The sequence below is a fragment of the Rhizobium sp. 01T437 genome (assembly GCF_056398505.1).
This window is the reverse complement of sequence record NZ_JBFTPM010000012.1, coordinates 81,698-105,665: the sequence shown is the minus strand read 5'-3', so window position 1 is coordinate 105,665 and position 23,968 is coordinate 81,698. Positions and strand designations below refer to the sequence as shown.

Genomic DNA, 23,968 nt, shown 5'->3' with positions numbered 1-23,968 from the left:
TTCTCTCACTCCTGGAATGACGCGAAGACTTTTCATTTCTTGGGCGGCAAATATCTGCTGCCAAGCGAGTAGCGGCTTCCGACATAGGTGAAGGTATTGACCGTGGCGATCGTCTGCCCCGTCCACGTCTTGCGATGCAACACCAGACAACTGTCGCGCTCACGAATGTGCAGGAGGCGTGCATGTCTCTCCGTTGCTGGGATGGCGCTGATGAGATGCTCGACTTCGGTGAGCGGCGTACTGTGCTGCAGGTAGTCGTAGGTGCCGATGGACGTAAAATCCTGATCAAGATAGTTCTTCACGAGCTCTGTATTGACGTATCGCTCCTCCAGTTGAACAGGCACGCCATTCTCGTAGTGAACGACCATCGAGTGATCGACGGGGCAGAGCTTTTTGAACTCGAACGCGTCCAATAGCATTTTATCCGGCCGCTCGATCCGCTCGAGCAGGATCACCTCGGCGCGGTGTTGACTTCCACGCGCTTTGATCTCTGTGATGATATTGCTGATCTCGATGAGGGTCGACTGTGCCTTGGGAGGCGACACGAATGTCCCGACGCCCTGGACCCTTCGCAGATAGCCTTCAGCGGTCAGTTCGCGAAGCGCGCGATGGACCGTCATGCGAGAGACCCCGAGCGAAGACGTCAATTCATGCTCGGACGGGAGCTTTTCATTCTGTGGCCAATTGCCGTTTCCGATATTGTCGAGGACGAAGTCCTTGACCTTTTCGTAGAGCGGAAGCGCGGTGTTTGAAAGACCGGGCAATTTCTATCTCCGTCTCACGCCGAGGCGTGTGCTCGATCAATCGGCTATTCGAATGATCGTTTTTAGTTTGGTTGAGCGACCATCGATCAGTCGGTGATACGCATCAGGAATTTCGTCGAGTGAGCTCAGAACCTCGATGAATTGTGAAAGTGAGGACTGCAGTTTTGGCAACAGCGCGATGGCCTCGGCGAGTTCGTCTTCAAAGGCGTGGCAGCCAACGAGGGAAATCTCGCGCTCGACCAGGAGATTGGGATCCAGATCTAGCTGTCCGTGGCTGATGCCCACGAGAGCGAATGCGCCGCCCCCGTCCAGAAGTTCGATGCCTTGCGCGATGGCCTTCGTGCTTCCCGTTGCATCCACCGCATAACGCAGTCGCGCGTTGCCGAGAGCAGTCCTTGCCTGCGATTTGTCCAGCGCGACCACCGATCCTCCGCAGATGCCGGCCACCATCTCGGCACGGGTGCCATTCAAATCCGCAAACAACAGCTTTCCATCGTGGAGTTGTGAAAGCAGCAAACCGCAGAGACCGCCGATTGTCCCGCAACCGATGAGAATAATCGCTTCGCCTTGGGGCGGATTGAGCCGTCGTACCGCATGAAGGGCGACGGCCAAAGGTTCGGCCATGGCCGCCACTGCGGGATCAAGTGAGGGGTCGTGCTTGTAAACGAGACGCGCGGGTAGTTGGGTCTGCTCGGCAAACCCTCCGTCGCACACCTCGCCGACGAAACCGAGATGTTCGCAGATATTGGTCCGACCTGATCTGCATGCTTTACATTGGCCGCAGTAAAAGCGGGAGTCAGCTGCGACGAGGTCACCGATCGCGAGATCTTCGACGCCCTCGCCAATTGCGCAAACGCGCCCACAGAATTCATGCCCGGCCGTCGATGGACGTCTGCTGATCCACTGGCCAGTTCGGTAGTTGTGAACGTCCGAGCCGCAGATTCCCGCGGCGCGAACGTCGATCGTCACGTAGCCCGGGGGCGGCGGCGGAGGTCTGTCGACTTCCTCGACCCTAAGATCAAACGCGTCGTAAAGCCGAACCGCCTTCATCCTTTCAGCCTCGTTTTGGCAGATAGTTGTCGCGGACCGCCGAGACTGCATGCGCGTGGGATGAGAAGCCTTCATATTCCGCGAGCTTATGGGCGTGCTTCGCAAACTCGGGATATGCCGACGCTGTCACGTAGCCGATCGAACTGCGCTTCACAAAATCGGTCACCGACAGCGGGCCGAACGTGCGCGCCCACCGGCTCGTCGGCAGCACGGCGTTTGGACCGAGGCAGAAGTTGGCGATGCTGACGGGCGTATGCGGACCCATGAGGATTTCCGCAGCCTCGGTGATCTGTCCGAGATGGGCGAAAGGATCCTGTGACAGGAGTTCGAGATGCTCGGGTGCGTAAGCATTGACGAAGTCATAGCTTTCCTCGACCGAGGAGGTGAGGATGATGCCACCGCATTTGCCTGAAAGGACTGCGCTCGAGAACTGAACCCTCTGTTCCGTCATGCGTGCCCAGTGTTCGGGCAATGCGGCGAGGGCCTCCTCGGCCACACGCCTGCTATGGGTCACGAGATAGGCCGAAGAGTCCGGGCCGTGCTCGGCCTCGATCAGGAGATCTAGTGCTGCGAGGCCGCCATGGACCGTGTCGTCAGCGAAGATGATCGCTTCCGAAGGTCCTGCGGGCAGGCCCGTATCGATGATGCCTGATAGGCTTCGCTTGGCTGCGACCACCCAAGGGCTTCCCGGCCCGACGATCTTCAGTGCCGGCTTGATCGTTTCCGTCCCGTAGGCGACGGCTGCAACCGCCTGAGCGCCGCCGACCTTGTAGACAGTTTCCACACCGGCCAGACGTGCTGCCACCAGCGTTGCTGCGTCCACACGACCGTCCGGGGCTGGCGGTGTGGCGATCGCCAGGTTCGGAACGCCTGCCACAACGGCCGGGACAGAGGTCATCATCGTAACGGACGGAAACGAACCTTTGCCGCGCGGGACATAGAGCGCAACGGACTTGATCGGGGTGAAGCGGTCGCCAGCGAAGGCGCCCGGCTTTATTTCCTTCAGCCACATTGCTTCTGGTTTCTGTTCCTCATGGAAATGGCGGATATTCTGAATTCCGAAGGTGATGGCTTCGATCACGTCCTGGCTGACTAGCTTGAACGCCGCATCGAACTCGGCATCGGTCACCTTGATCGTTGCTTCTGTGATATCCGCCTTGTCGAGCTCCCGGCCGAAGCGGGCGACAGCGCGGTCGCCTTCGGTGCGCACAGCCTCGAGGATCGGCGCCACTTTCTCGACGAACCCGGAAATGTCCGTTTCGGATCGGCGCAAGAGCGCAGCCTTCTCATCGGGCTCAAGCTTCGAATATTCGTGAAAAGTGACTTCGGTCATTGCTCATATCCTTCTTGGCGCACAAAGGGGCACGCGACGGCAATCGTCCGCGCCCTGACGGCACGACGTTCCAACTTGCTCACAGTTCATGCTGAAACGCACCGCAAGTCGGTGGCCACCGGCGCAATACCCTGCAAGCTATTCGTGCGAGGACGCCGGATATGGTTATCCGGCAAATTCCCAGGAAGCCGAAGACTTCGTTCCCGTTTTTATTGTCTATAGTTGTCTATACATCTATAGACAATATGATCATTCGTGTGCTGTCAAGCGTCATCTTTCGTTTCTAGATCGACGCCAAAAAACCGCCGTCGACAGGAATGCATTGGCCAGTGATGTAGGCCGATGCGCCACTTGCGAGGAAGACGACGGCGCCGCCGATGTCGGAGCCATCGCCGAACCGTTTTTGTGGGATCTTGTCCAGCATTTTGGCCGACCAGCCCTCATCCTGATAAAAACCCTCGGTCATCGCTGTGCGGAAATAGCCCGGTGCCACTGCATTCACGCGGATGCCCAGCGGCGCCCATTCGGCCGAAAGCGCTCGGGTCATACCGAGCAGTCCCGACTTCGAGGAGCCATAGGGCACGGCCGTCGGGATGCCGATATAGGAGGTAAGTGAGCAAAGGTTTATGATGCTTCCGCCCCGAGGCTGTTTTGACATCCGCCGCGCCGCGCCTTGCGACCAGAAGAACGCGCCCTTGAGGTTGGTGCCGATGATCTTGTCCCAGATCTGTTCGTCGACGTCGAGTGAGGGAGAGACCTGTTCGTACCCGGCATTATTGACAAGAATATCGACAGCGCCAGTGATGTTTTCGAACTTGCTTAGCGTTTCGTCGATGGACGAGATGTCTGTCACATCCTGAGCGCTCGTGATGCAGGTCCTGCCAAGGGCCTCGATCCTCCCTTTGGTTTCACTTAGCGAATTTTGGTCGCGCGCCGTAACGCAAACATCGGCACCCGCTTCGGCAAGCGCCAGCGCAATCCATTGGCCCAGGCCGCGGCTCGCACCGGTCACAACTGCCACTCTTCCCGCCAGATCGAACATCGTATTGGCCATGATGATCCCCTTGCTTTTGCAGGATAGAACCACCGTTCAACAATGATGTCTATACATGTATTGACAAAGAGACAGTTCGATTTGTGCATGAAAGACGCGCCATGGCAAAAGTTGCCACAGGACACTACGCCCAGAAATCCCGATCGGCAGCCGCACGGGTGGAACTGACGCGGGCCGGGGCAGCCTTCTACGAACGCTCGGTCCGGATCCTCAGCGAAGTCGATCTGTCGACCGAGATCGCCCGCTCGGTTGCCGGCAAGACGACGCGCAAGATTGCGATCGGCACCGTCTATCCCGCCACCATCGGCGTGCTTCCGTCCTTCCTTGCGCGCCTTGCGCGTATTGCCCGCAAATATCCTGATATCCGCATGCATATCGAAAGCGGCACCACCGATGACATTATCCGCCATATCGAGGGAAGCGACTCTTGCGCGAGCGGAGATTGGATTGCACCTCTTGCGGTAGCGTTTAGACAGGCGTAGTATATCCGGAGGGGCTGTCACGAATACTACCCATAATACCTGAACATGCTGAAGTGAGCGTGAAATATTCGTTCGTTCTAATCTTTGGGAGGATGGCTCTAATGGGTACATTTACTCAAGCCGATAATTGGCGTCTTCGTCTGGGCGAGAACAAAGACGACATACTCAAACCCATCTTGACGCCCGATAACAGCATTGTCCCCGGCCAGGTGATCGTGCAGCTTCATCAAGCGACGGCTGGGGCGATTACGAGCAATATCGGGCGAAGCCCGGCCTTGGCCGCCACGGCATCGTCGGCCAAGAGTTTCGGCGTGACCGCCCTCGACAAGGCACTGTCGAACCTCAAGGTGACTTCAATCACGCGGTTGCACCCGCCTTCCCCACCGGCATTCGCGCCATCCGTGGGCGCTCTCGCGGCGATCGCGGAGCCGATGGCGTCAACATTTCGTATTGACTATGCCGCCTCAACGACAGTCGACAAGGTCGTCGAGTCTCTTTCGACGGTAGAAGGTGTCGAAATGGTGGAGGCGATCCGCTATCGCGAGACCCTCACGACGACGCCGAATGATCCTCAGTTCCCCTCGCAATGGGGGCTGAGGCGGATCCATTGCCCGGAGGCATGGGATCGCAGCAGGGGCAGCAACAGCATCGTCGTCGCCGTCATCGACACCGGTGTCGATCTTGATCATCCCGAACTCGCACCCCTGCTTGTGCCTGGCCGCGACCTCGTCAACCTTGGCGTTTCGCCGACACCCCCGCCGGGCTTCCATTTCGAGGGCGATATCAACATCGTCGACAACGATCCGATGGACGAGGTCGGTCACGGCACCCATGTCGCCGGGACGATCGCCTGCCTCAGCAACAACGCGACCGGGGTTGCCGGCGTCACCTGGCAATGCCGGATCATGCCGGTGCGCGTGTTGGCAAGGATCGTGAACAACAATAATCCAGCCGACGTCCGCGGCACCGGGTCTTCGGCTGATATCGCCGCCGGGATCCGCTGGGCGGTCGATCACGGCGCTCGCGTCATCAATCTCAGTCTTGGCGGCCCGAGCGACACCTTTGTTGAGCGTGACGCGATAGCCTATGCGATCGCGCACGGGGTCGTAGTATGCGCAGCGATGGGCAACGGGGGTGCAGGAGCACCAATCAGCTTCCCCGCCGCTTATTCCGATGTCGTTGCTGTTGCCGCGATCGATTCGTCCGATCACCGCGCTTCATTCTCTCAGACCGGACCTCATATTGACGTTTCCGGGCCTGGCGTCGGTATCCTGAGCACAGTGTGGGACAACAGCTTCACCACCATGTCCGGCACATCGATGGCAACCCCGCATGTCGCGGGCGTCGCAGCGTTGATCCTGTCGATCAATCCCTCGCTCACCGCAGCTGAATGCGCGGATATCCTGCGGCAAACCGCTGACCCGCTGCGGGACAATCCGGGCGATCCCATCCCCAACAACAATTATGGCTGGGGGTGCGTCAATGCGCTGGCCGCGCTCAATCGCGCATCGCCACCGGTCTCCGCCGCGATCGTCTGCCATCTGACCAACCCCATCACCTGTCAGAAGGTCCCCTCGCTGCAGATCATCTGCGATACGACCAATCCGATCACCTGTCGAAACTCGCTGCTGATCGCCGGCTGTCAGAACATCCCCACGCTGCAGCTCAATTGTAGCCGTCAAATCATCTGCCACCAAGTGTCCACACTGGTGGTGTGCCCAACGAACACTTTTGGGTGCACGACGTCGATCGTTTGCCACATCTCGAACCAAGTTCCCTGCCAGACTTCCAATCTCGCGTGTCCATCAAGGCCGATATGCGATCCAGGCAGCAATCGCTGCGGAGATCCGGGCTTCCCAGGCGAAGGTGGTTTGGGGATGACATCGGAACTGGGTAGCGATGACCCCTATGCGCCGGACTATGGAATTGACCAGTCGCGTTGAGGATCGGGTTCTATATCCAGAAGAGCAGGTGCGCGCGCCGGCGGCGGTGTTGCGCGCCTGCGGCTGGCTGGCGGAAGGCGCAAGCCTGGTGCGGATTCGAAACCTCTCATCCTCGCACAGCGTTCACCTTGCGACGCGGAGCGACGGCGCCGAAGCCGTCGTCAAGCAACGCAAGGCGGACGGCAGTCGCGGTCTGACGCCGGAAATGTTTGTCTACCGCATGGCAAGCTGGATCCCGGCGCTTGACGGGGTGCTGGCGCGGCCCCTGCATATCGACGAGGCCGCGCAGATCCTGGTGCTTGAAGCGCTGGCCGGCGCGCGTGACCGCGCGATGCCGCGCAGGATCCTCGATTTCTGGCGACGCACGGGAGAGACGCTGGCCGTCGTTCACGGGGCAACTCTGGGCCTCGCCATTCCGATGTCTCAGGCCGCGGGTGTTCTCGAAGTGGCCGATCATCCCGAAGTAACCGGCCTCGGCCGACCGCCGGCGACACAAGCGCTGATGCACCGCATCGCGGCCGATGAGGTGATCGCGCCGTCGCTACGCTTAGCGAAGGAAAATTACGTGTCGCGCAGCCTGATTCACGGAGACTTGCGCCCGGACCATTGGGTGGCGATGCCGGACGGCGCGTTGCGCCTCATCGACTGGGAAATGTCGGGTGGTGGCGATCCCGCGGCGGACTTTGCAGCCGCGATGGTCGAGCCGGCTCTCGACCGATTGCGCGCCGGCTCGCGTGCCACCGTCTGGCCCGCGGACGTGCAGGACGCGATTACGGACCTTGCCGAGGGGTATCGTCGCGCCGGCGGGCCGATCGCTTTCGATCAAGACGCCTCGCGGCGCCACATCGTGCATCTTGGAGCGGCGCGGCTTCTTCATGTGGCATGCGAATGGGCCGACACCTGTGAGCTTGCCGATGCCATGGACGCGGCATTCGAGCAGGCACGATCTTTGCTCGACAGCGAGGATTCCGTTGCCGCGGTACTCGCCTCGTGAGCGCGCAGGCCGACCTAGAACGGCTCGCGACAATGGCAGCGGGAGCCTCCGCAGTGCTGGCCGACAACGCGGCGGATGCCGCACTCGCCGACTGGCTCTATCGCGATTGGTATCTGACACCACCAGATGGATTCGAACCGGAGGCCGCTCCGCCGCCATTCGATAGCTTGAGTAGCGCGCTGAGCGCCGTTGTCGATCATGCGGTGCCCTGGTCGGATGATTGGATCGCTCAGTCGGTGCTTCCTGGCGGTGCCATATTGGCGGCTCGCGGGCAGGTTCAGCGCCTGCTGCCGCTTGGCCAATTTGCCGGTAAGGACCGTCCTGGAATGCCAATTGTTCCAGGCGATCGCGTCGCGGCGCCCGTACTGTTCCATTGGCTCGATGCCGCCACGGGCCAATGGGCGGCGCGGAGCGTAGCTCCGCCACCGGAGCAACTCGTGCGCCTCTATCTGAATGTCGCCGCGACCCATGTTGGTCAAGCCATCGGGCCCTTGGCGCGATGGCTTGTTCAGGATGGAATCCCCTTCAGTCTGAAATGTCCGGCGACGAGCCGCGGATTTTCACGCGCCGATGCGCTCGTATTGTATTTTGACCAATCCGGCTGGACCGCGATCGAAGACCGCGCCATGGCATGTATCGCGCAATTCGCGGCCGTGCTGAGGCGCGGCCAGCCGTCCCTGACGCGCGAATTGGCTCCGGGCGTGGGCTTCGCGGAGGATCCGGGCGACGGTCAATCCTTTGGCCAACACCGATGCCGATTGCTGGCACCCGTCGTGGCTGGCGAATGGACCGACTTGCAAGACCTTGTCGCCAAGTTGCGTGCGGCGCTCCAGAACGCCGGTGTCGACGCGGGCAGGCCATGGAGACGCGCGACGTGACACATTATCGCGAGGTTGCGCTGGAAATTGCCGAAGAGTTGACGCGTGCCTGTGGTGGATCGGGGGTGTTTTGGACCAGCGATCGCCTCGTCGCCGCCGCCGATGGCGGTCACGTGGTCGTTCACGGGGAAGCTGGACATGATCTATATGGCGGTAGCGCCGGCATCGGGTGGGTGCTCGCGCATCTGTCCCGTCGGCTTCACCATAGCGAGCTTGCCGAAAGCGCGCGCGCGGCGCTTGGCGGCGCGCTTGCCGCCGGCGATGCCATGATCGCGGCACATGCCTTCTCACTCCATGGCGGCGCATCGGGCGTGGCGCTTGCCGCAATGGAGGGCGGGATCGCGCTGGAAGACAAAACACTCAAGAAACGTGCGGCGCGGCTCCTGACGAAGGCCGCGACCGAGGCGAGGCGTCAAGGTTTGGTCGAATCGGACCTTATCGCCGGTCATGCCGGCATCATCATTTCCCTATTGGCGTTCGATGCGCGGATTGGAGATCCGATATTCCGCGATGCCGCGCGCCTGCTTTGCGAACAGCTCATCGCGGCCAGCCGATCCGGCTGGTGGGGCCGATACGTGGCCGGCTCGTCAGGTGTTGCGCTGTGCGGCCTTGGCCACGGGGCCTCGGGGATCGGCTGGTCGTTGATCGAAGCCGGACAGCGCCTTGGTGATGCGCGGCTTGGCGTAGCGGGAGAGGAAGTTCTTCGGTGGGAGGATGGCTGGTTCGATCCAGTACAAGGCACATGGCCGGACCTGCGTACCATCGAGTCGGACGTCTCGGCCGCACCGGGCTGGATGGACGCTTGGTGCCATGGCGCGTTCGGCATCGGTGCGGTGCGCTGGCATCTCTGGCAACGGAATCCCGACCCGGTATTGCTCGCGCGGGCGACGGCCTCGCTCTGGCGCGCGCGCCGTGCCGTCGTTGCCGCCGCGCGGACCCCTGTCGGCCAGATCGCGGATATGACCCTCTGTCACGGGCTTGCGGGCGCGGCGGAACTTATGCTGATTGCCCATGAAGCAACTGGGAATAACGACCACCTTCGCGCCGCGCGCCGAGTCGGTGATCTCATCTTGCGCCTCCGCGCCGATAACGACGATTGCTGGACCGTCGGCCTACCCGGCGGAAGGGACGTGCCAGGGCTGTTTCTTGGGCGTGCCGGGCTTGCCGCGTTATTCATGCGTCTTGCTGATCCTGCCGCGCTTGGCTCACCCATGCTCGCCGGACGACAGCCGATGCTTCATGTCGATCATGACGTGAATCGCATCTGATCAAACTCAGCACGCCGAACGCCAGCGAGGCTATTCGCTTCCTTTACCACGCTATCGGCAACGCGGTCATCCGCGATCGCCACCAAGACGTCGGGCATAGCCTCCATTGGCGTGACTTCGTCAGCGCCAAGTGCCAACAATGCGCGTGTGACCGATGCCGCGTCGGCACCCTTCGTCAGGCTGATGATGATACGGTGCTTCATGGTTGCACGATACGCCACATGGGATGCGCCATAAAGTGGTCTGCCCCCCGAAAATAACTCAAGCCGGTTGATAACCTCTGGCAGTTCATGCGCGACAATTGGCTCTCAAACCGGGTCTTCAAATTTTGGCCGCTTTGAGACGAAGTCGTCGTAAGTGGAGGGTGGTTGGTACGAATCCAGTCTGAGGTAACTGCTGCTTTTGCCAGCCAGTACAACCAGACAATGCCGCCTAGCGACGGGATCCGAGAGACTACTCCAGCTCGGCCGGCCTTGGCATCGGCTTCGTGCCGGAATGGACACAGGATCTGCCGAACCGCGGATTCGAATTGAAGAAGGTGAGGGGGATCGATTTCAAGATCGGGCTCGGTGTTGCCTGGAACCGGGAGGATCCGACCGCTGGCCGCGACGACATTATCGATATCGCCCGCTCGCTGGTGCGGCCAGGCAGGTGAAGCGAACCTTACTTGAGGCGGCCGTGAGATTGGCGAATCCGCAGACGTGGGAATGCGCAACGTTCCCGGACGCTTCGCTGATGTGGCGCAGGCGGGGTATGCAGCTTGGAGGTAATCGCCGCAGATTCTTGGAGTAGCTGCATACGGGACACTGGTGCACCTGTCACGACGAGAAGTCGCGGGAAGAAAGTTGAGTGCCAGTAAGCGGCTAAACTGGCTGGGCAGATCTTCTCTTGCGACCAGCACACAAAGCCGCGCCGCAGCCCTATGGCGCTTGCTGAAACGAACACAGCCCGGGCATTACCGCCCGGGCTGGCGCTATCTTGGCTCTGATCAGAATTCCGACCATTCCTGCTGCAGTTTGTTGAGCGCTGTATTGCCGCGTGAGGCAGGCACCGGGCGAGAGACAGGCGCTGACGCTCTAACGGGGGCTGGCGCCAATGTCCTGGAAGGACCCAACGCACGGTGCCCGGCGGCGGCTGTTCCTCCATCGCCGGTCTGGAAAGTGCCAAGCAATTCGCCCAGACGGCTGCTTTCCTGCGCGAGACCTGTGCCGGCGGCGTTCATCTGTTCGACCATTGCGGCGTTCTGCTGCGTCGCCTGGTCCATGTGGTTGACCGCGCTGTTGATCTCCGACAACCCCATAGACTGCTCTTGGGCGGCGGTAGCGATAGCGTCCATGTGCTGGTTGATCTGCTGCACAAGTTCGGCAATCGCAGAAAGGCCTTCGCCGGTGTCGTTGACCAGGCGTACGCCCTCGCTGACAGCGACCTCTGAATTGCCGATCAGGCTTTTAATCTCCTTCGCGGCACTGGCGGAGCGCTGCGCCAACTCGCGCACTTCCTGAGCGACAACGGCAAAGCCCTTGCCGGCGTCACCGGCACGTGCAGCTTCCACCCCGGCATTCAACGCCAGCAGATTGGTCTGAAAAGCGATCTCGTCGATGACCCCGATAATCTGGCTGATCTGCCTGGACGAGTGCTCGATTTTGCCCATGGCGCTGACTGCGTTGTTAACGACCTGGCTTGAGTTTTCCGCGCGAGAGCGGGCACCGCGCACGAGATCGCGGGCGTCTCCGGCACGCTGGGAGGTCGATCGCACATTGGCGGTGACCTCCTCCAGTGCAGCGGCGGTTTCCTCGAGCGAAGCGGCTTGCTGTTCAGTACGCTTGGAGAGGTTGTCGGACGCTTGCGAGATCTCGACGCTGCCGCTGCTGACCAATGCCGCAGCCTGACCGACGCCCCGCATGGCGTCGCGAAGCTGCTTGACCGAAGTATTGAAGTCGTGACGGAGTGCCTCGAACTGCGGCGCTAGAGCCGTATCGATTTCACAGACGAGGTCGCCAGTTGCGAGACGGCGCAGGCCTCCAGCGAGCGAGCCTGTTGCCTGTATCAAGCGTTCTTCGGCTTCGGCCTCGGCGCGCCGCTGCATCTCGATACGCTCGCGCTCTGCGGAAACCCGTGCCTCGGCCGTTTGCTCTTCAAGTGCCTTATTGCGGATAGCAGCCTGCTGGAAGACCTCGACGGAACGAGCCATTTCGCCAATTTCGTCACGGCGAGCGACACCGGCCACCTCGATCTTCAGATCGCCCTGCGCCAAGGCCGCCATCGAATGCGTGATGACGCCGATCGGCTTGGTGACGCGGAAGATGATGACGCAGATGCCGACAACACTGACGATAGCAGCGATGAGGAAGATCAGCGTATAGAGAATGAGCTGGGCGAATGCCTGAGACTCACTGGCAGCGGCTGCAGCCACCATGCCGTCCGCTGCAGCGGCCGCAGTATTGGTGATGAAGAGAAGGGCGTCATTGCCCATCGGCCGCCAAACGTCGAGGGACATCGGCGCCTTCTTGCCTGCCGAAAAGGTCTCGAGAAGTGCTGCGCGCTTGGGAGCAAAATTGCCCCCGAAATAGCCGGTCTCTGCGGCCTGGTAGGCGTCCTTTATGATTTGAAGCGTGTTCTTGTGGTTCACGAGGACGCCGACCTGCTTCCAGGCGAAGGTTACGGCATAATCGTTGAGTTGGATCTTGCCTAGCTCCGCAGCTGTCATCGTCGCGCCTGCGCCAAGCGTGATATTGAGCTGGAGGTTCGATGCCCCCGCAAGCGCACGCGTTGACCATGCCAATGATCGGATCTGGATCATTGCCGTCATCGACGGATCGCTTTCGCGGATTCGGGCTTCGATTGCTGTCGAGCCGGTTTCCAGCGCCGTCAGCAGCTCCTGTCCGAGGTTAAGGGCATTGTCCTGCAGTCCAGCGTCGCGGTCTGCCAGCTTTTTCGTCAACTGATCATCAAGCTTTGTCCGAAACGCCAGCACCCGGTCAAACGCGTTCATGACGTCGGCAATCTGCGCTTTGATCGCCTTGTCGTCGATATTGGCATAGATCGCCTTGGCGCTAGCCATGGCGCTGTCCACCAGCCCGCGATCCTTTTTCAGCGAAGCCAGCGTGCCGGCGAGTGCGTCGATTTCCATGTTTGCTGCGGATGAACCATCACCGCGCTCGTTGCGAAAGGTCGCAAGTGTCTGGAAAAGTGCGCGGTCAAGAGCGGTAAGCTTCGATACATCGCTGAAAACCTGCTGTTTGTTGTATGCGTCCATCGCGGATGACGCGGTGAGCACACAGATCACTGCGCTCAGAAGAAGAAAAATTCCAACCAGGATATTGCGGATAGATAAAGTCATAGTCGCCCCACTTGCGTTGCGGCTGACGTCTCGCTGGTGCGCGCACGACAGCTGAATGTGCTGGAACCGCTCGCGTCGATGCTTCAAAAAAAGACAATCCGCTGGCCGCCGAGTTCTTACTCGTTCGCAGGCTCATCATGGCCAGGTCCAATAGTGTCGCAGGATAGATCTGGTTTCATTGAAACAGCATTAAGAAAATTAGAAATGTGAGCCAATTGCGCGCAATAGATCAGGAGCGGCCTTTCACGATCGCGCGGTCAGGATTTTGAGCGAGGTGTACCTGCCGACCGAGATCGCCCGGTCGGTCGCCGGCAAGACGACACGCAAGATCTCCATAGGTGCAGTTTATCCTGCCACCAACGGTACCTACCATTCTTGGATGTCTTCCCGGGCCTACTCAATCCTCGGCTGCCACCCAAAAATCGTATCATGCCTCCCCGCAAGCGTTGCTATTCTGGTCTGAAGTTCTGTCGTCCACCTGACGAATACAATCGGACCTGCAGCCGAGAACGAATGGCGCTTGCCTTCCGTCTCGAAAGCCAGCAACTGCGGACGGGCAAGCGGCATCAATCGCTCGACGAGTTTTCCGATGCTTGCCCTGACCGACGTCCCCCAGTTGACGGCAACCCGACCACTCTCCGCCCACTTTTGTGCTTGCCCCTGTATCAAAAGTAGCACCTGCGCGGCGATATCCTGATCGAGGTTTGAGATATGTCTCAGACGTGAGGTATCGACATGATGTTCAACGCCTCGCTTACGAAGTTCATCGAGTGCGGCATTCAGGAATTTCGATTGAAGTTCCGTGAAATGTCCGGCGGTACGGGCTTGTATCCTGCTTTTGCGTTTCGCTTCGAGTTCCTCTCGAAATGCTTTCAAAGCCGGAGGCCGCGGCGTCTGACCGGCTTCCACGCGCGCCCAATATCCCCGCGGAGGCTTGGGAACCTGCAATTTCTCGCAAAGCTTTCCGACTGCAACGTCGGAGATGCCGAGTTCGTTGGTGATCTCGCTGGTCGGGCGTTCCCATACCAAACCGAAGAGCTCTTCTCTCGACATATCGCGCTTTGCCATTCGAAAACCCTCAAGCAGTTCTCAGGCTGCAGCGTTCGCCTTCTCACAGATGGCAGCACATCGTTCGAGCAGCTTGTCGAACGTTTCAGCGTCATCGAAAAGAAGACCGTCCTCCACCATCCTGGCGTAATCTTCCTTGAGGGCTTTCAGTCCCCCGCCGACCGGCGTCGGCATCAGGTTGCCGTTTACCGCTGTCTCGTAGTCGATTGGCGATCGGTCGGCGGCTTTTTCCGAGAAGAACATCGACTTATGCTTGGCGACCGCATTTGCGAGTTCGCGATCGGAGATTGCGCTATCTGCGAGGCCAATGTCGAATGTTTAAGTCGGGTCGCGATTTTGCTGCCTGGATTGGGCTGACGCCCAAAGACCATTCGACCGCAGGCAAGCTAAGGCTTGGGGGGATCACCCGAGCTGGCGACGAGATGCTGAGGAGCATATTGGTTGTTGGCGCAACTGCTGTTCTTCGGCATGTCAGAGCAGGACGGAGCAGACATCCTTCCCAATGGCTCACCGAACTCCTGAAACGGAAGAGACCGAAGTTGGTTGCCATAGCGCTCGCCAACAAGATCGCCCGGATCGCATGGCGGCTCATGGTGAGCGGCGAAACGTATCGGCGGACAGAGGGACAAACACAGGTAGTTTAGCAAATTGGCCGCCACGCGAGCACGATAAAAATGCGCCGTGGTGAGCTGAAGCAGTGAACTTGCAAGAAAGAAGCAGATGGTGTGATCGATCGATCCAAAACGCGTGACACTCCGCCGGTTCCAGTGGCCATTCAAGGCCGCTTGCCTGTTAGGAACACACGTTGCGGAAACCATCTTGGCCAGTGGTCATGTGAGACCACACACACACACAAAGGCCGCACATATGGACGCAAGCGATCCGATCAAAAATATCTGCAGAAAAAGCTTGCAAGTGGGAGCCGTCCACATATGGAACCGGGAAGATCCGACCGCTTCGCGTGATGACATCATCGATATCGCTCGCTCGTTGGTGCGGCCGGGCAGGTGAGAGGCGCCTTTGCTCTACGGTATTGCCGTTGTCCGTACTGATGGCTTCCAATCGTTTCACTCAAGAAGCGAATTGAGCTGATGCCACGTAAGGGCACATTTGTGCCTATCGGGAGGAGTTTTCGGTCTGAGACGATGGAAGCGCATTGGTAAGCGAAATCCATGGCTTGGTCGATGCAATCCCATCCGGCGTCGTGACCATATCTTTAGGCCACACCGTACCGACTGTAATCGCCTCCGCAATTCTGACGTTCCTGAAGCGGGCGTTTGAAAAATCGACATTGGTAAGATCGACGCCTTTGAAGGACGTATCGATGACCTCGGCATAGGTGAGGGACGCGTTTGAAAGTTTTGTCTGAAATCTGAACAGACCGCATTCCTTTTCGCTGAAATCTGCCCGTTCAATATGAGCACTGGTGAAGACGACATTCTCCAGGTTGGCGCCGCGCAGTTTCGTGTCTGTAAAGCGCAGGGGCGCTCCTCCCTCGTCGGGGGACAATGCGGTTGAGTTGCGTAGATCGGCACAGTCCAGGATGGCGCCGGTGAAGTTGCTATCGCTTAGGCTGGTAAAGCCGAGGTCGGCGCGGCTGAGATCGGATCCGGAGAAATCCACGCTTGAGAGCAAGGCAGTTCTCAGCATTGCGTCCGAAATATCAGCCTGCGACATGTTCGTGCCCCCCAGATGCGCTCCGAAAAGGTCCGCCTTGCGAAGGTCGACGCGTCGTCCGCTCGTGCCGCCACAATTTTCCTGGCGACATGTCTCGAGCCGGACCTCAACCCATCGCCCGAGCTCGCCTGCGTAAGGCTGTGTGGTCGTATCGTCCCACCACCACCAATAGAATGAGGGTTCTGCCGATTGCTTGGTAAGTTGTACTTTCGCAAAGACACTACGCATGAGGATGGGAAAAGCCGACTGATCACCACTTGCCGCTAGTGAAAGAAAGCTGTTGTAGGCTTGCTCGTCGCGTTGAACTTCGAGGAGATAGGTCTGCCATCGCTGCTGATACAAAAACACGTAGATGGTCAACAAGACACCGATCATTTTGTATCCGCTTGGGCTCAAGATCTCGGAGGCTATGGTCCGAATCCAAACAAATGGCAGTGAGATCACACGGCGCAAAAGCGATAGCAAGCTTCGCAGTGTCCATGAAATCCATTGACGAAGTGCGGTTTGAGCCGCGGTGAGCCGTCCGAAAATTACGACCATCGTCATTCTCCCCGGCTATCACGCTTCAAAAGTGTCCATGCCAACACGTTCCCCAGCTTCCTGCGGCGTATATACGAGATCATGCCGGTGTCGGCCGCACCCAGACAATCGATGAGGCCGGCGATAGCAAAGCCGGTAACGGCGCAGGTCTTTCTTTCGTTTATAGGGTTCGCCTTGCACATCCGCACTAACCATGAAAACTGCGATCGGCACTCTCGTTCATGTCGAACGCCTCGGCTCGACACCGGAGACACTTTGCTAGAAAATTGCTTTACCAGGCCAGCCCACGGAATCCGTCTAGAGCGTGTTGAAGAGGTCAAACGTCCGCAATGCTCCCATATCAACATAGTGCCGGGACTTGCGACCATAGGAGGTATGTGCCTCCAATATCAACCAGCATCAGGCAACTAGCAACTACGCAAATCGGAGGAGTTGCGGAGGGCAGCCCACTGACTATTTCGAAATTGCTCACGGGCGAGGAAGGTCATTCGCTGCGATTGGCGACCTGTCCGACCTGATCGCCTCTTGCTTTCAATTCTTCAGATTGAAACAGAAATGCGCCTATCGCTCCTGTCGTGATATTCATGAACGATACGATCAGCGTGACATAGGTCGTCAAGTCCGAAAAGCTCATTCCTTCGCCAAAACCGGGCTGATTAGAGACATAGAAATCGATCAATATCGCTGCCGCTATGCACCAGAACACTATGAACGGCGCGTAAATCAGTATCTTCAAAAGAGTGGGGTCCGCGACGTTCCCTTTGTTTGGATCCCCGCGAAACAGAAATAGTACCGCAGCCCCTATATATCCGGCGAATACTGGAAAAATAATCTGCACAACCTGCAGTGACTGCTTGGAGGTGAAAGGGGTAAAAAGCGGCGCTATTATCAATAACATGGAGAAGACTACAGTCGTCAGAAGACTTAATATTATCAGCTTTCGCCTAGCTTCAATGGCTGTCATAGCCCTCTCCAATCAATTGCCGCGAGAAACTTTACACGTCAACGAACCTTTAAGAAGATCAATGATATGTCTGCGCATTCTATCAGCCGGCTGGTCCGCGACGGTCATGTAATCTCCTTGCGAATAACTGTGCGTTGGCGAAACCGAAGCTGAAATCGCGATCGACGCCTGAAGTCCGCTGTCTTCAGCAAAAAGATCGACGCGGGTCGTCGAAATTTCGTACATAACTTTGTGCTCGTCGAGCAACTTCGAAGGTCCAAATCTGTTCGTCATCAGGACCGTTCGAAGGTCCCCCTTTTTCGCGATGTCTACGTTGTACGAGGGGTCTGGGTCGATTCCATTGACGGATTTGAGCTTGTCGGCAACCTCAGTTGCCAGTTGATCTATGTCGTGCTTTTCCGAACCAGCATTGCAGACGAGTTCATCTCCACCTATCCCGTCGAGCCCGTTCAAAGCATTCGGGTAGATTGAGGCTCTGATGAAAGTCGATTTCCCATCCGTGGTTACAACGGTATAGCAGTTCTCTGGACCACCTGGCACGCCTGAGACGCTCGTTACGGTGCAGGCGGCAATTGAATGAATTTTGCCACGCTTGGAGGTGAGTATGACAGCTATGCTACAGGCCTCCGAGCATTTGCTGAGATCAGCCGTATCTGAAAAACGCACGTAATCCGACCAGAATTGGACAATCTTGTCACCATCAGCCACGTCGCTGACGGTTGCGAAGTCTCCAAAAAGATCATGGCCTCGGTAATCAAAGCTATGGTGTAGAAGGGTATCAAAGGTGTCCGGGCCCGCAGTGACGCTAAGCTCCGGCAGACTTTCGCTGTTTGCTGTCAGAAGGCTGCGGCCGAATGTCCAATCCTCGCCCAAGGCTTCCATCTCGGGGCGCATTTCCTCGGGTGCGTCGTCCAAATAACCGATCTCGCGATTCATTTTTTCATAGTCGAGATCGATTTTGCCACCATACGCGGCAAACGGCACAAACCCTGGATAGGGTGGAAGAACCAGTACAGGCTTCGGATTATCGAGCTGTGCTTCGCTTGCAGTTTGCCATGCATTGACGACGGACAGCTGGTTATAGGGCGGCCCTTCATTCTCGCGAGCGATTTGCCTCGCGGCGAAGGGAGCCAGTTTGTGCGCTACATGCCTTAGTTTCCCCCACTCTTTTTCGGTTAGAAATCGGCTGACACAGGCGATCCGATAATTGAAAAACGTACAGGATTTGACCGGATCTTTTCTAAGGATTGATCTGAGCGCAATATTAGCCGCGTTCGAATATTGAGCTTCAAAGAAAACTGCTTGGATCCGAGCATTCGGACCTTCAGATGCCATGCTCACAGAAGCGATAGGCTGAAATCCGATGAGGGCCACAATCGACCACAACAATCCTCGCAAACTACTTCTCCAGTCGATACCGGGCGCAAAATCGATTCACAGTGTGCCGTTTGCTCAAGTTCCCCAAAAGTTTTTCAAATCTTGCGCGCTTCCATTGAAGGTATCGCGGTCAAACCGAACTCCTCCTACATCATGCGGCTCGGGACCGAATGCTCCATCCGTATATTGCCACATCGTCCATGTTGGCCAGTTCGGCGGAACCACGGGGGTTGGCCCGTATTGCGCAAGCCAAAACCAGCATTGTGCGAGGATCGGATCGTTGCCTGTGCCCAAGAGCTGCTTGATGTAGTGGCCTGAGTAAAATCCCGGATAACGGCCGGTGACTTCTTTGACATGGGTGACAAAGGCTCGCGCTTCCTCGAGGCTCATGCTTGGGCCGGTCGGGTTGGGTTCAAAATCGAGCACCAATACAGTAGTGTCGAAATCTTGAACAGTATCAAGGAAGTGTTGTGCTTGCTTAAGGCCGTCACTGCCGGTTGCAAAGTGGTAAGAACCCCACAACAAGCCCTCACTGAGAGCTTTTGCTCTATTGGAAGCGAAATTTGGATCAACTCCAGACTGTCCCTGTGTAGCTTTGTGGATTACTCCCACAATACCCAACGCTGCGAGTTTATCGAATTTTACTTTTCCGTTGTGGTGAGATATGTCAAGGATAACATTTGCGCCCTGCATCGTAATGATCTCCAGCGGCACCAATACATTTTGTACATATATCTACATTTATACAACTCAATGTCAATGCGTTATATCTGAAGATATAGAGGGTTCGATTTTTAAACCCAGTTGTTTTGCTTTAGTACGTCATCACGATATGAAGTAACAACTTACCTCTGGCTTTAGGACAACGTCAGCAAACTGACAAAAACGCGTGGCGATCCGCTGGCCACTGAATGCTGGCGCTATTTGCTGGCTGTCGCCAAGGACAGTGCGTTATCGCTGAAGGGCGAGATCGATGTATAGGAGCTGCGCTCCAAGAAGATCATCTCCTTTTCCCGTCAGAGGCTCTCTGCCGAATTGGGCGACGCTTATTTAAGGCTGCTTACCTTAGCGTTTTCCTTATTTAAAAAAGACGGCGGCTTGCTTAAATAGCGGCTCAAAATCATACTCGCGCCATGTCTGATTCCGAACCCAGTCAGCGGCATGGCCGCTTTGTCGAAACCTCCGTTTAGAGGGTTTTGGTGTGGTTGAGGAGGTGACCGGCTGTAAACGAGGTCGCGTCTTCAGTTATAGGCGGTACCTTGCGATCCTAAGCGAAGGCACTGATCCCTTGCCCGCAACCTCGTGAATAAACCAAGCGATTTGAGGAGCCCTTGCTGCTTTCATTTTTTATCATGGTTTTGTCAGAATGGCGACCTTTCGTTCGATCGCATATGAACGAAAACAATAAGTTAAAGATCGAAACGAAGGACCGCTTATATCAGGAGTAGGCTGACAGCGTCTTTCCTCCAGACAAGAACCCTCATGCTGACGTTAAGCGGCGGCCTCTCAGACTTGATTCAGAATATGGGCTGCAAGCGCCGACTTATCCTGTGGCAAAAACCGACCGTAGCGCTGCCGGATCATGTCCGGTGTATCTTGGATCGCGTAACTTGCCTGTTCATGCGAACAGGTCTGCTTCAGAATGTAGGCGGCGAGGACATCGCGGACATTATGCGGGCCATGGGGCAATAGCCCTTTGGTGGCACCGCAACCGCTATAGCGATTATAGATACCGTAGCGCTGGATGGCCAGACGCCAAGCCCCATAGAAGGCCGTCCGGTTCTTGGGCCAGTAAAATCCTCAACCATTTGCAGCTAAACAACTCTCGATTCTGATCAGGATGGCGCTGTCGGAATGCTGCCAATTTCGAGCTGTGCGGAGGGAATAGGGTGAATGGTTCATCAGGGCAACGATCATCAAGATGCTTCATCCGCAACTACAGAGGAAGAGCCGGATCGTCGCGGAGGTGGGACTGGTCTCGCGGGCGGGACTGAGCTTCATGCAAAGGCGATGGTGATCGCCGCTGCCCACCTCCTACGAGGGACAAGGATTGGTTGGCTAAACAAGGTCATTGACGACACCCCGGTCGCTATAACGGCAGAGACGGGAGGACCCGGAGATGATATCGGCCTCGAATTGGCAGGGGGCGAAAAAGTCGAGGTTCAGTCGAAGAAAAACCTGCAGAAGGGGGACGATCTTTGGGGCGCACTCGAGGGACTCGTCGACGGCATTGCCAGAAAGAAAATCGATTGCGGAATTCTACTGGTCAACGGGGAGTCAAGCGGCAACATTCGGAACAAACTTGCGCAGGACATCGTCAAGATCGGTCAGGGCGTTGAAGGCTCGCTCAGCGAAATTGGCGGCGAGTGGCTTGCCAGGCTGAAAGCAACGGGCCGGAATCCGGCGCATTGCGCGTTCCTGCGGATTGTCACCATTCGCGTGTCCGATACCGATGGAGCGGACCGGCGGAACGCCTTGGAAGCAATGCGTTGGGTCTGCCTAAAAGAGGAAGATGCGGAGCACTCCCTCAATCACCTTTACGAGGATGCGATAACCCTGATGAAAGCGAGGGGACGGTGGACCTTGCCCTCAATCGTCAGACTTCTTCGGGCCGCCGGCATTGGATTGCGACACGACGAGACTCCTTCGGGAATGATCGTCAAGCTCGCTACCTGGGTGGAAACTATCCACGGAACGATTCATCTTCCGGCGGCCGTCGCGAAGCTTAAGGTGGCTGCGATGCTGCCGCCAGTCGTTTTTCCCTTCGATCTCTCTGTACCCAAAACACGGGACCCATTGACTGCATTGTTCGAGTATCATGAACGAGACGAGCACGGTTCGGACACGGCGATGTTCAATGGTGAATGGATCGGGCGCTTCCATCGGTTGAATGTTATCGTCGCCGGACCAGGCATGGGAAAATCTACGCTCGCCCAACGCTTGGCCTGGGAATACGCAAGCGACACCATTCCGGTTCTGATCGTTTCGTTGAAACGCGTTGCCGCCTTGTTAAAGGGTGGCTGGTCTTTTTCTGACTCATTGTTCGCGCACGGCTTGGACGGAGCGCATATCTCTGCTTCAGACTTCCGCCGCTATGCGATTCGTCGGTTCGTCTTGATAGCCGATGGATTGGACGAAGCGGGCCCACTTCACGACGAAGTCGCCAGAAGGCTCGAGGCTTTCGCTGCTGGTCACCCAGGCGCGACGATCGTCGTCACGACCAGGCCCATTGGCTATGATACGAAGCGACTTGCCGACTGGCGACATTATCGCCTGGATGCGCTGGGCGACGATAATCCCGAAGGCAGCCTGGCCGATTTGATCGTTGCAGCGGGAGGGGCTGATAAAGGCGACGAGGCACTAAGACAACAAATCAAAGACGAACTATCGTCCGTTGGTGCCAGGAGAGCGATCGCTGCACGGCCCTTAATGCTTGGAATGGCCGCTGCCCTCATCATCCGGGATAAACGCCTTCCCGATACCAAGACGAAACTCTACGAGGCGATGATCGACCTTTTCGAGGCTCGCGACGCCGAGGGCAGGGGCGTTGTGAGCTCGAAGGTTGCGGAGCGTGTCCTCGACATTCTCGGGTGGGAGCTTACGGGCAATCCGATCCAGAGCTGGGGCGATACCGAAGCAAAGATCCGTAGCCGCCTCGCCAATGAACTCGGCTTGCCGCCACTAAGTGCGGCGGAACCGTTCGAGCAAAGTCTGTTGCATTGGGAACGCGCCGGAGTAGTCGAGAAACTCAACTTCGAGAACAGAAGATTGCTGACGTTCGTCCACAAAACCTTCGCGGAGTTCGCCGCCGCCCGGTTTTTAGTCGCAATAGGACCGGGCTGGCGTCAGGAAGCCGAACGGATCATCGACGCACCTGAGTACCAGGAGGTGATAGCGTTCGCGGGTGGGCTTGGGCTCGGCAATGAACTCGCACAGCTTTACGTGGATCGGTGGCGCTCGGGTGGAGCAGGTCAAATCGAGCGCGCGCTGGAGCTCGCAGGGGACCGGGACGCCGAAGTAGATGCCAGCAAGGCCGTCGAGTTGGCCACGATCGCCTTTACTATAATCGCATCAGGTTCGACAGACAGATTTTCCATTGGTGCCGCTCTCGCAGCATTGGCAAAGAACCGGCCGGATTCGGTAGGTCCCTTAGCTGCACAACGGCTGGAAGACAACAATGTGAGTGTCCGTCTCGTTGCCTGGGCTTGCGCGGTGAATGCAGGAGCGGAGTTCTACGATCCTTCCCGGCTTAAACATGTGCTCGGAACGCTTAAACTGGCGATCAAGCCAGCAAAGTACAGTTTCAAGGGGCTTTTCCCTCCGCATCAAGCCAGTACCGATGTGGATTTATTGCAGTCCATCGCGATCGCGACATTAAGAGCGCAGCCAGTGGGGCATATGATTGAATTCGTCGAAAGCTATTTCTCCGCTGTGCCGTTCACCAACATGGGCTTCATTGGAAAAATCGAGGCCGTGCTGCAGGCTCACGGCTTGAGCCGCCAACATCCGCATAATTTACGGCAGCCATCTGTCGACGCAATTGCAAGTTTTCTCCAACCCAACGAATGGACCCAGGCCGCCAATAAGGCCATGCGGGCGATAGCTGAGGCCATCTTGGATGGAAGCTCGGCGTCGCCCAAACAGATGGACCACGAACCACGACGGCTGTTGCAGTTCAGCGCGCTCACCGCCCTCGTCGGCTTTGCTGAGGTTGAAGCCAGAGACGTTTATAAATGGGAATCGGCATATGACAAAGCCGCGGTGCGTGAAGCCGTAATTGCGGTGGTTCGCCTGTCAAAGATTGACGCGGTCGACCTAGCCGTAGAAGCCCGAAGTATCATTTCCAGGTTAGACCGGAACCCACACATACCGCTCTTCTTCCAGCTTGGGCAGGCTGATATTTCCAAGCCCGATTGGTCACGTGCAAGTTCTCTGGGTCTCGATCGAAATCTCGTAGAGAAAGCGTTTCATCACGGATCTCGGTGGCTGACAATTATTGCCGCCAATCTGCTCGCCAATATGCCAGCGTCAACCGGCGAATGCGTGCGCCTTCTGGCCGACTCGAGCGGCGACACACTCTTTTATGCGTCTTCTGTCGTAAGTGCAGTTGTCGATGTTCCGACTTCGCGCGCAATGCTTCAAAACCGATCGCAAGAGCGCCCTTATGGTGTCGAACATTTGCTGATGGTGCTGAAGAAACTGGATGAGAGTTCTTTGTAATTGCCCGACTTTCGAA

The 23,968-nt window shown here is 57.5% G+C and carries 16 protein-coding genes and 6 pseudogenes; 9 read left to right on the top strand and 13 right to left on the bottom strand.

Translation table 11 applies throughout. The features are described from left to right. Nucleotides 1–32: 32 nt before the first annotated feature. From hutC to AC1DM5_RS23970, 4 genes are all read right to left on the bottom strand, one after another. Nucleotides 33–764: a histidine utilization repressor gene (hutC, locus tag AC1DM5_RS23985; RefSeq protein WP_025670198.1), complete on the bottom strand. Its 732-nt coding sequence runs from the start codon at nt 762–764 to the stop codon at nt 33–35. 36 nt (nt 765–800) lie between these two features. Next, complete coding sequence (locus AC1DM5_RS23980; protein ID WP_477975806.1) at nt 801–1,814, bottom strand: zinc-dependent alcohol dehydrogenase; 1,014 nt, start codon at nt 1,812–1,814, stop codon at nt 801–803. A gap of 4 nt (nt 1,815–1,818) precedes the next feature. Further along, nucleotides 1,819–3,147, bottom strand: a complete 1,329-nt coding sequence (hisD, locus tag AC1DM5_RS23975; protein WP_477824067.1) for a histidinol dehydrogenase — start codon at nt 3,145–3,147, stop codon at nt 1,819–1,821. A 283-nt stretch (nt 3,148–3,430) separates the two neighbouring features. Further along, a complete protein-coding gene (locus AC1DM5_RS23970) occupies nt 3,431–4,201 on the bottom strand; it encodes an SDR family NAD(P)-dependent oxidoreductase (protein WP_477824068.1) in 771 nt (256 codons plus the stop codon). A 101-nt stretch (nt 4,202–4,302) separates the two neighbouring features. Between AC1DM5_RS23970 and AC1DM5_RS23965 the strand changes: the two are divergent. From AC1DM5_RS23965 to AC1DM5_RS23945, 5 genes and pseudogenes are all read left to right on the top strand, one after another. Beyond that, nucleotides 4,303–4,617, top strand: a pseudogene (locus AC1DM5_RS23965) (hypothetical protein); the annotation flags it as partial. A gap of 167 nt (nt 4,618–4,784) precedes the next feature. After that, the gene (locus AC1DM5_RS23960; RefSeq protein ID WP_477824069.1) at nt 4,785–6,626 is read left to right on the top strand and encodes a S8 family serine peptidase; all 1,842 of its coding nucleotides are present in this window, start codon (nt 4,785–4,787) and stop codon (nt 6,624–6,626) included. Continuing rightward, nucleotides 6,610–7,620 (top strand): phosphotransferase, encoded by a 1,011-nt coding sequence (locus AC1DM5_RS23955; protein ID WP_477824070.1) that lies wholly within the window; start codon nt 6,610–6,612, stop codon nt 7,618–7,620. Before AC1DM5_RS23960 ends, AC1DM5_RS23955 begins: the two co-directional genes overlap by 17 nt. A 53-nt stretch (nt 7,621–7,673) precedes the next feature. Further along, nucleotides 7,674–8,498: a T3SS effector HopA1 family protein gene (locus AC1DM5_RS23950; protein ID WP_477824071.1), complete on the top strand. Its 825-nt coding sequence runs from the start codon at nt 7,674–7,676 to the stop codon at nt 8,496–8,498. After that, nucleotides 8,480–9,766 (top strand): lanthionine synthetase LanC family protein, encoded by a 1,287-nt coding sequence (locus tag AC1DM5_RS23945; protein ID WP_477824072.1) that lies wholly within the window; start codon nt 8,480–8,482, stop codon nt 9,764–9,766. Before AC1DM5_RS23950 ends, AC1DM5_RS23945 begins: the two co-directional genes overlap by 19 nt. On the opposite strand, the gene AC1DM5_RS23940 is transcribed toward AC1DM5_RS23945, so the two are convergent. Then, nucleotides 9,745–9,969, bottom strand: coding sequence for a hypothetical protein (locus tag AC1DM5_RS23940; RefSeq protein ID WP_477975804.1), 225 nt, complete (start codon nt 9,967–9,969; stop codon nt 9,745–9,747). The two genes, AC1DM5_RS23945 and AC1DM5_RS23940, sit on opposite strands and share 22 nt — an antisense overlap. A gap of 260 nt (nt 9,970–10,229) precedes the next feature. Between AC1DM5_RS23940 and AC1DM5_RS23935 the strand changes: the two are divergent. Further along, a pseudogene (locus AC1DM5_RS23935) lies at nt 10,230–10,421 on the top strand (LysR family transcriptional regulator); the annotation flags it as partial. A 333-nt stretch (nt 10,422–10,754) separates the two neighbouring features. Here the strand turns inward: AC1DM5_RS23935 and AC1DM5_RS23930 are convergent. The 3 genes and pseudogenes from AC1DM5_RS23930 to AC1DM5_RS23920 form a co-directional block, all read right to left on the bottom strand. After that, a complete protein-coding gene (locus AC1DM5_RS23930) occupies nt 10,755–13,106 on the bottom strand; it encodes a methyl-accepting chemotaxis protein (protein WP_477824073.1) in 2,352 nt (783 codons plus the stop codon). Between the two features lie 393 nt (nt 13,107–13,499). Next, on the bottom strand, nt 13,500–14,174 hold the full coding sequence (locus AC1DM5_RS23925; protein ID WP_477824074.1) for a hypothetical protein: 675 nt from the start codon (nt 14,172–14,174) through the stop codon (nt 13,500–13,502). A 21-nt stretch (nt 14,175–14,195) separates the two neighbouring features. Continuing rightward, a pseudogene (locus AC1DM5_RS23920) lies at nt 14,196–14,486 on the bottom strand (nucleotidyl transferase AbiEii/AbiGii toxin family protein); the annotation flags it as partial. 5 nt (nt 14,487–14,491) lie between these two features. Between AC1DM5_RS23920 and AC1DM5_RS23915 the strand changes: the two are divergent. Both AC1DM5_RS23915 and AC1DM5_RS23910 read left to right on the top strand, forming a co-directional pair. After that, a pseudogene (locus AC1DM5_RS23915) lies at nt 14,492–14,818 on the top strand (transposase); the annotation flags it as partial. Nucleotides 14,819–15,107: 289 nt separating this feature from the next. Further along, nucleotides 15,108–15,185 (top strand): annotated as a pseudogene (locus AC1DM5_RS23910) (LysR family substrate-binding domain-containing protein); the annotation flags it as partial. 105 nt (nt 15,186–15,290) lie between these two features. Here AC1DM5_RS23910 and AC1DM5_RS23905 read toward each other — a convergent pair. From AC1DM5_RS23905 to AC1DM5_RS23885, 5 genes and pseudogenes are all read right to left on the bottom strand, one after another. Further along, nucleotides 15,291–16,391 carry a pentapeptide repeat-containing protein gene (locus AC1DM5_RS23905; RefSeq protein WP_477824075.1) on the bottom strand — a complete coding sequence of 367 codons (1,101 nt, stop codon included), beginning with the start codon at nt 16,389–16,391 and terminating at the stop codon, nt 15,291–15,293. A gap of 484 nt (nt 16,392–16,875) precedes the next feature. Beyond that, nucleotides 16,876–17,355, bottom strand: a complete 480-nt coding sequence (locus AC1DM5_RS23900) for a hypothetical protein (RefSeq protein WP_477824076.1) — start codon at nt 17,353–17,355, stop codon at nt 16,876–16,878. A 12-nt stretch (nt 17,356–17,367) separates the two neighbouring features. Then, a complete protein-coding gene (locus tag AC1DM5_RS23895; protein WP_477824077.1) occupies nt 17,368–18,753 on the bottom strand; it encodes a hypothetical protein in 1,386 nt (461 codons plus the stop codon). Nucleotides 18,754–18,807: 54 nt separating this feature from the next. Next, nucleotides 18,808–19,425: a glycoside hydrolase family 25 protein gene (locus AC1DM5_RS23890; RefSeq protein WP_477975802.1), complete on the bottom strand. Its 618-nt coding sequence runs from the start codon at nt 19,423–19,425 to the stop codon at nt 18,808–18,810. Nucleotides 19,426–20,238: 813 nt separating this feature from the next. Continuing rightward, a pseudogene (locus AC1DM5_RS23885) lies at nt 20,239–20,508 on the bottom strand (hypothetical protein); the annotation flags it as partial. Nucleotides 20,509–20,742: 234 nt separating this feature from the next. Between AC1DM5_RS23885 and AC1DM5_RS23880 the strand changes: the two are divergent. After that, entirely contained in the window at nt 20,743–23,952 is a 3,210-nt protein-coding gene (locus tag AC1DM5_RS23880) for an NACHT domain-containing protein (protein WP_477824143.1), read from the top strand. Nucleotides 23,953–23,968 lie beyond the last annotated feature (16 nt).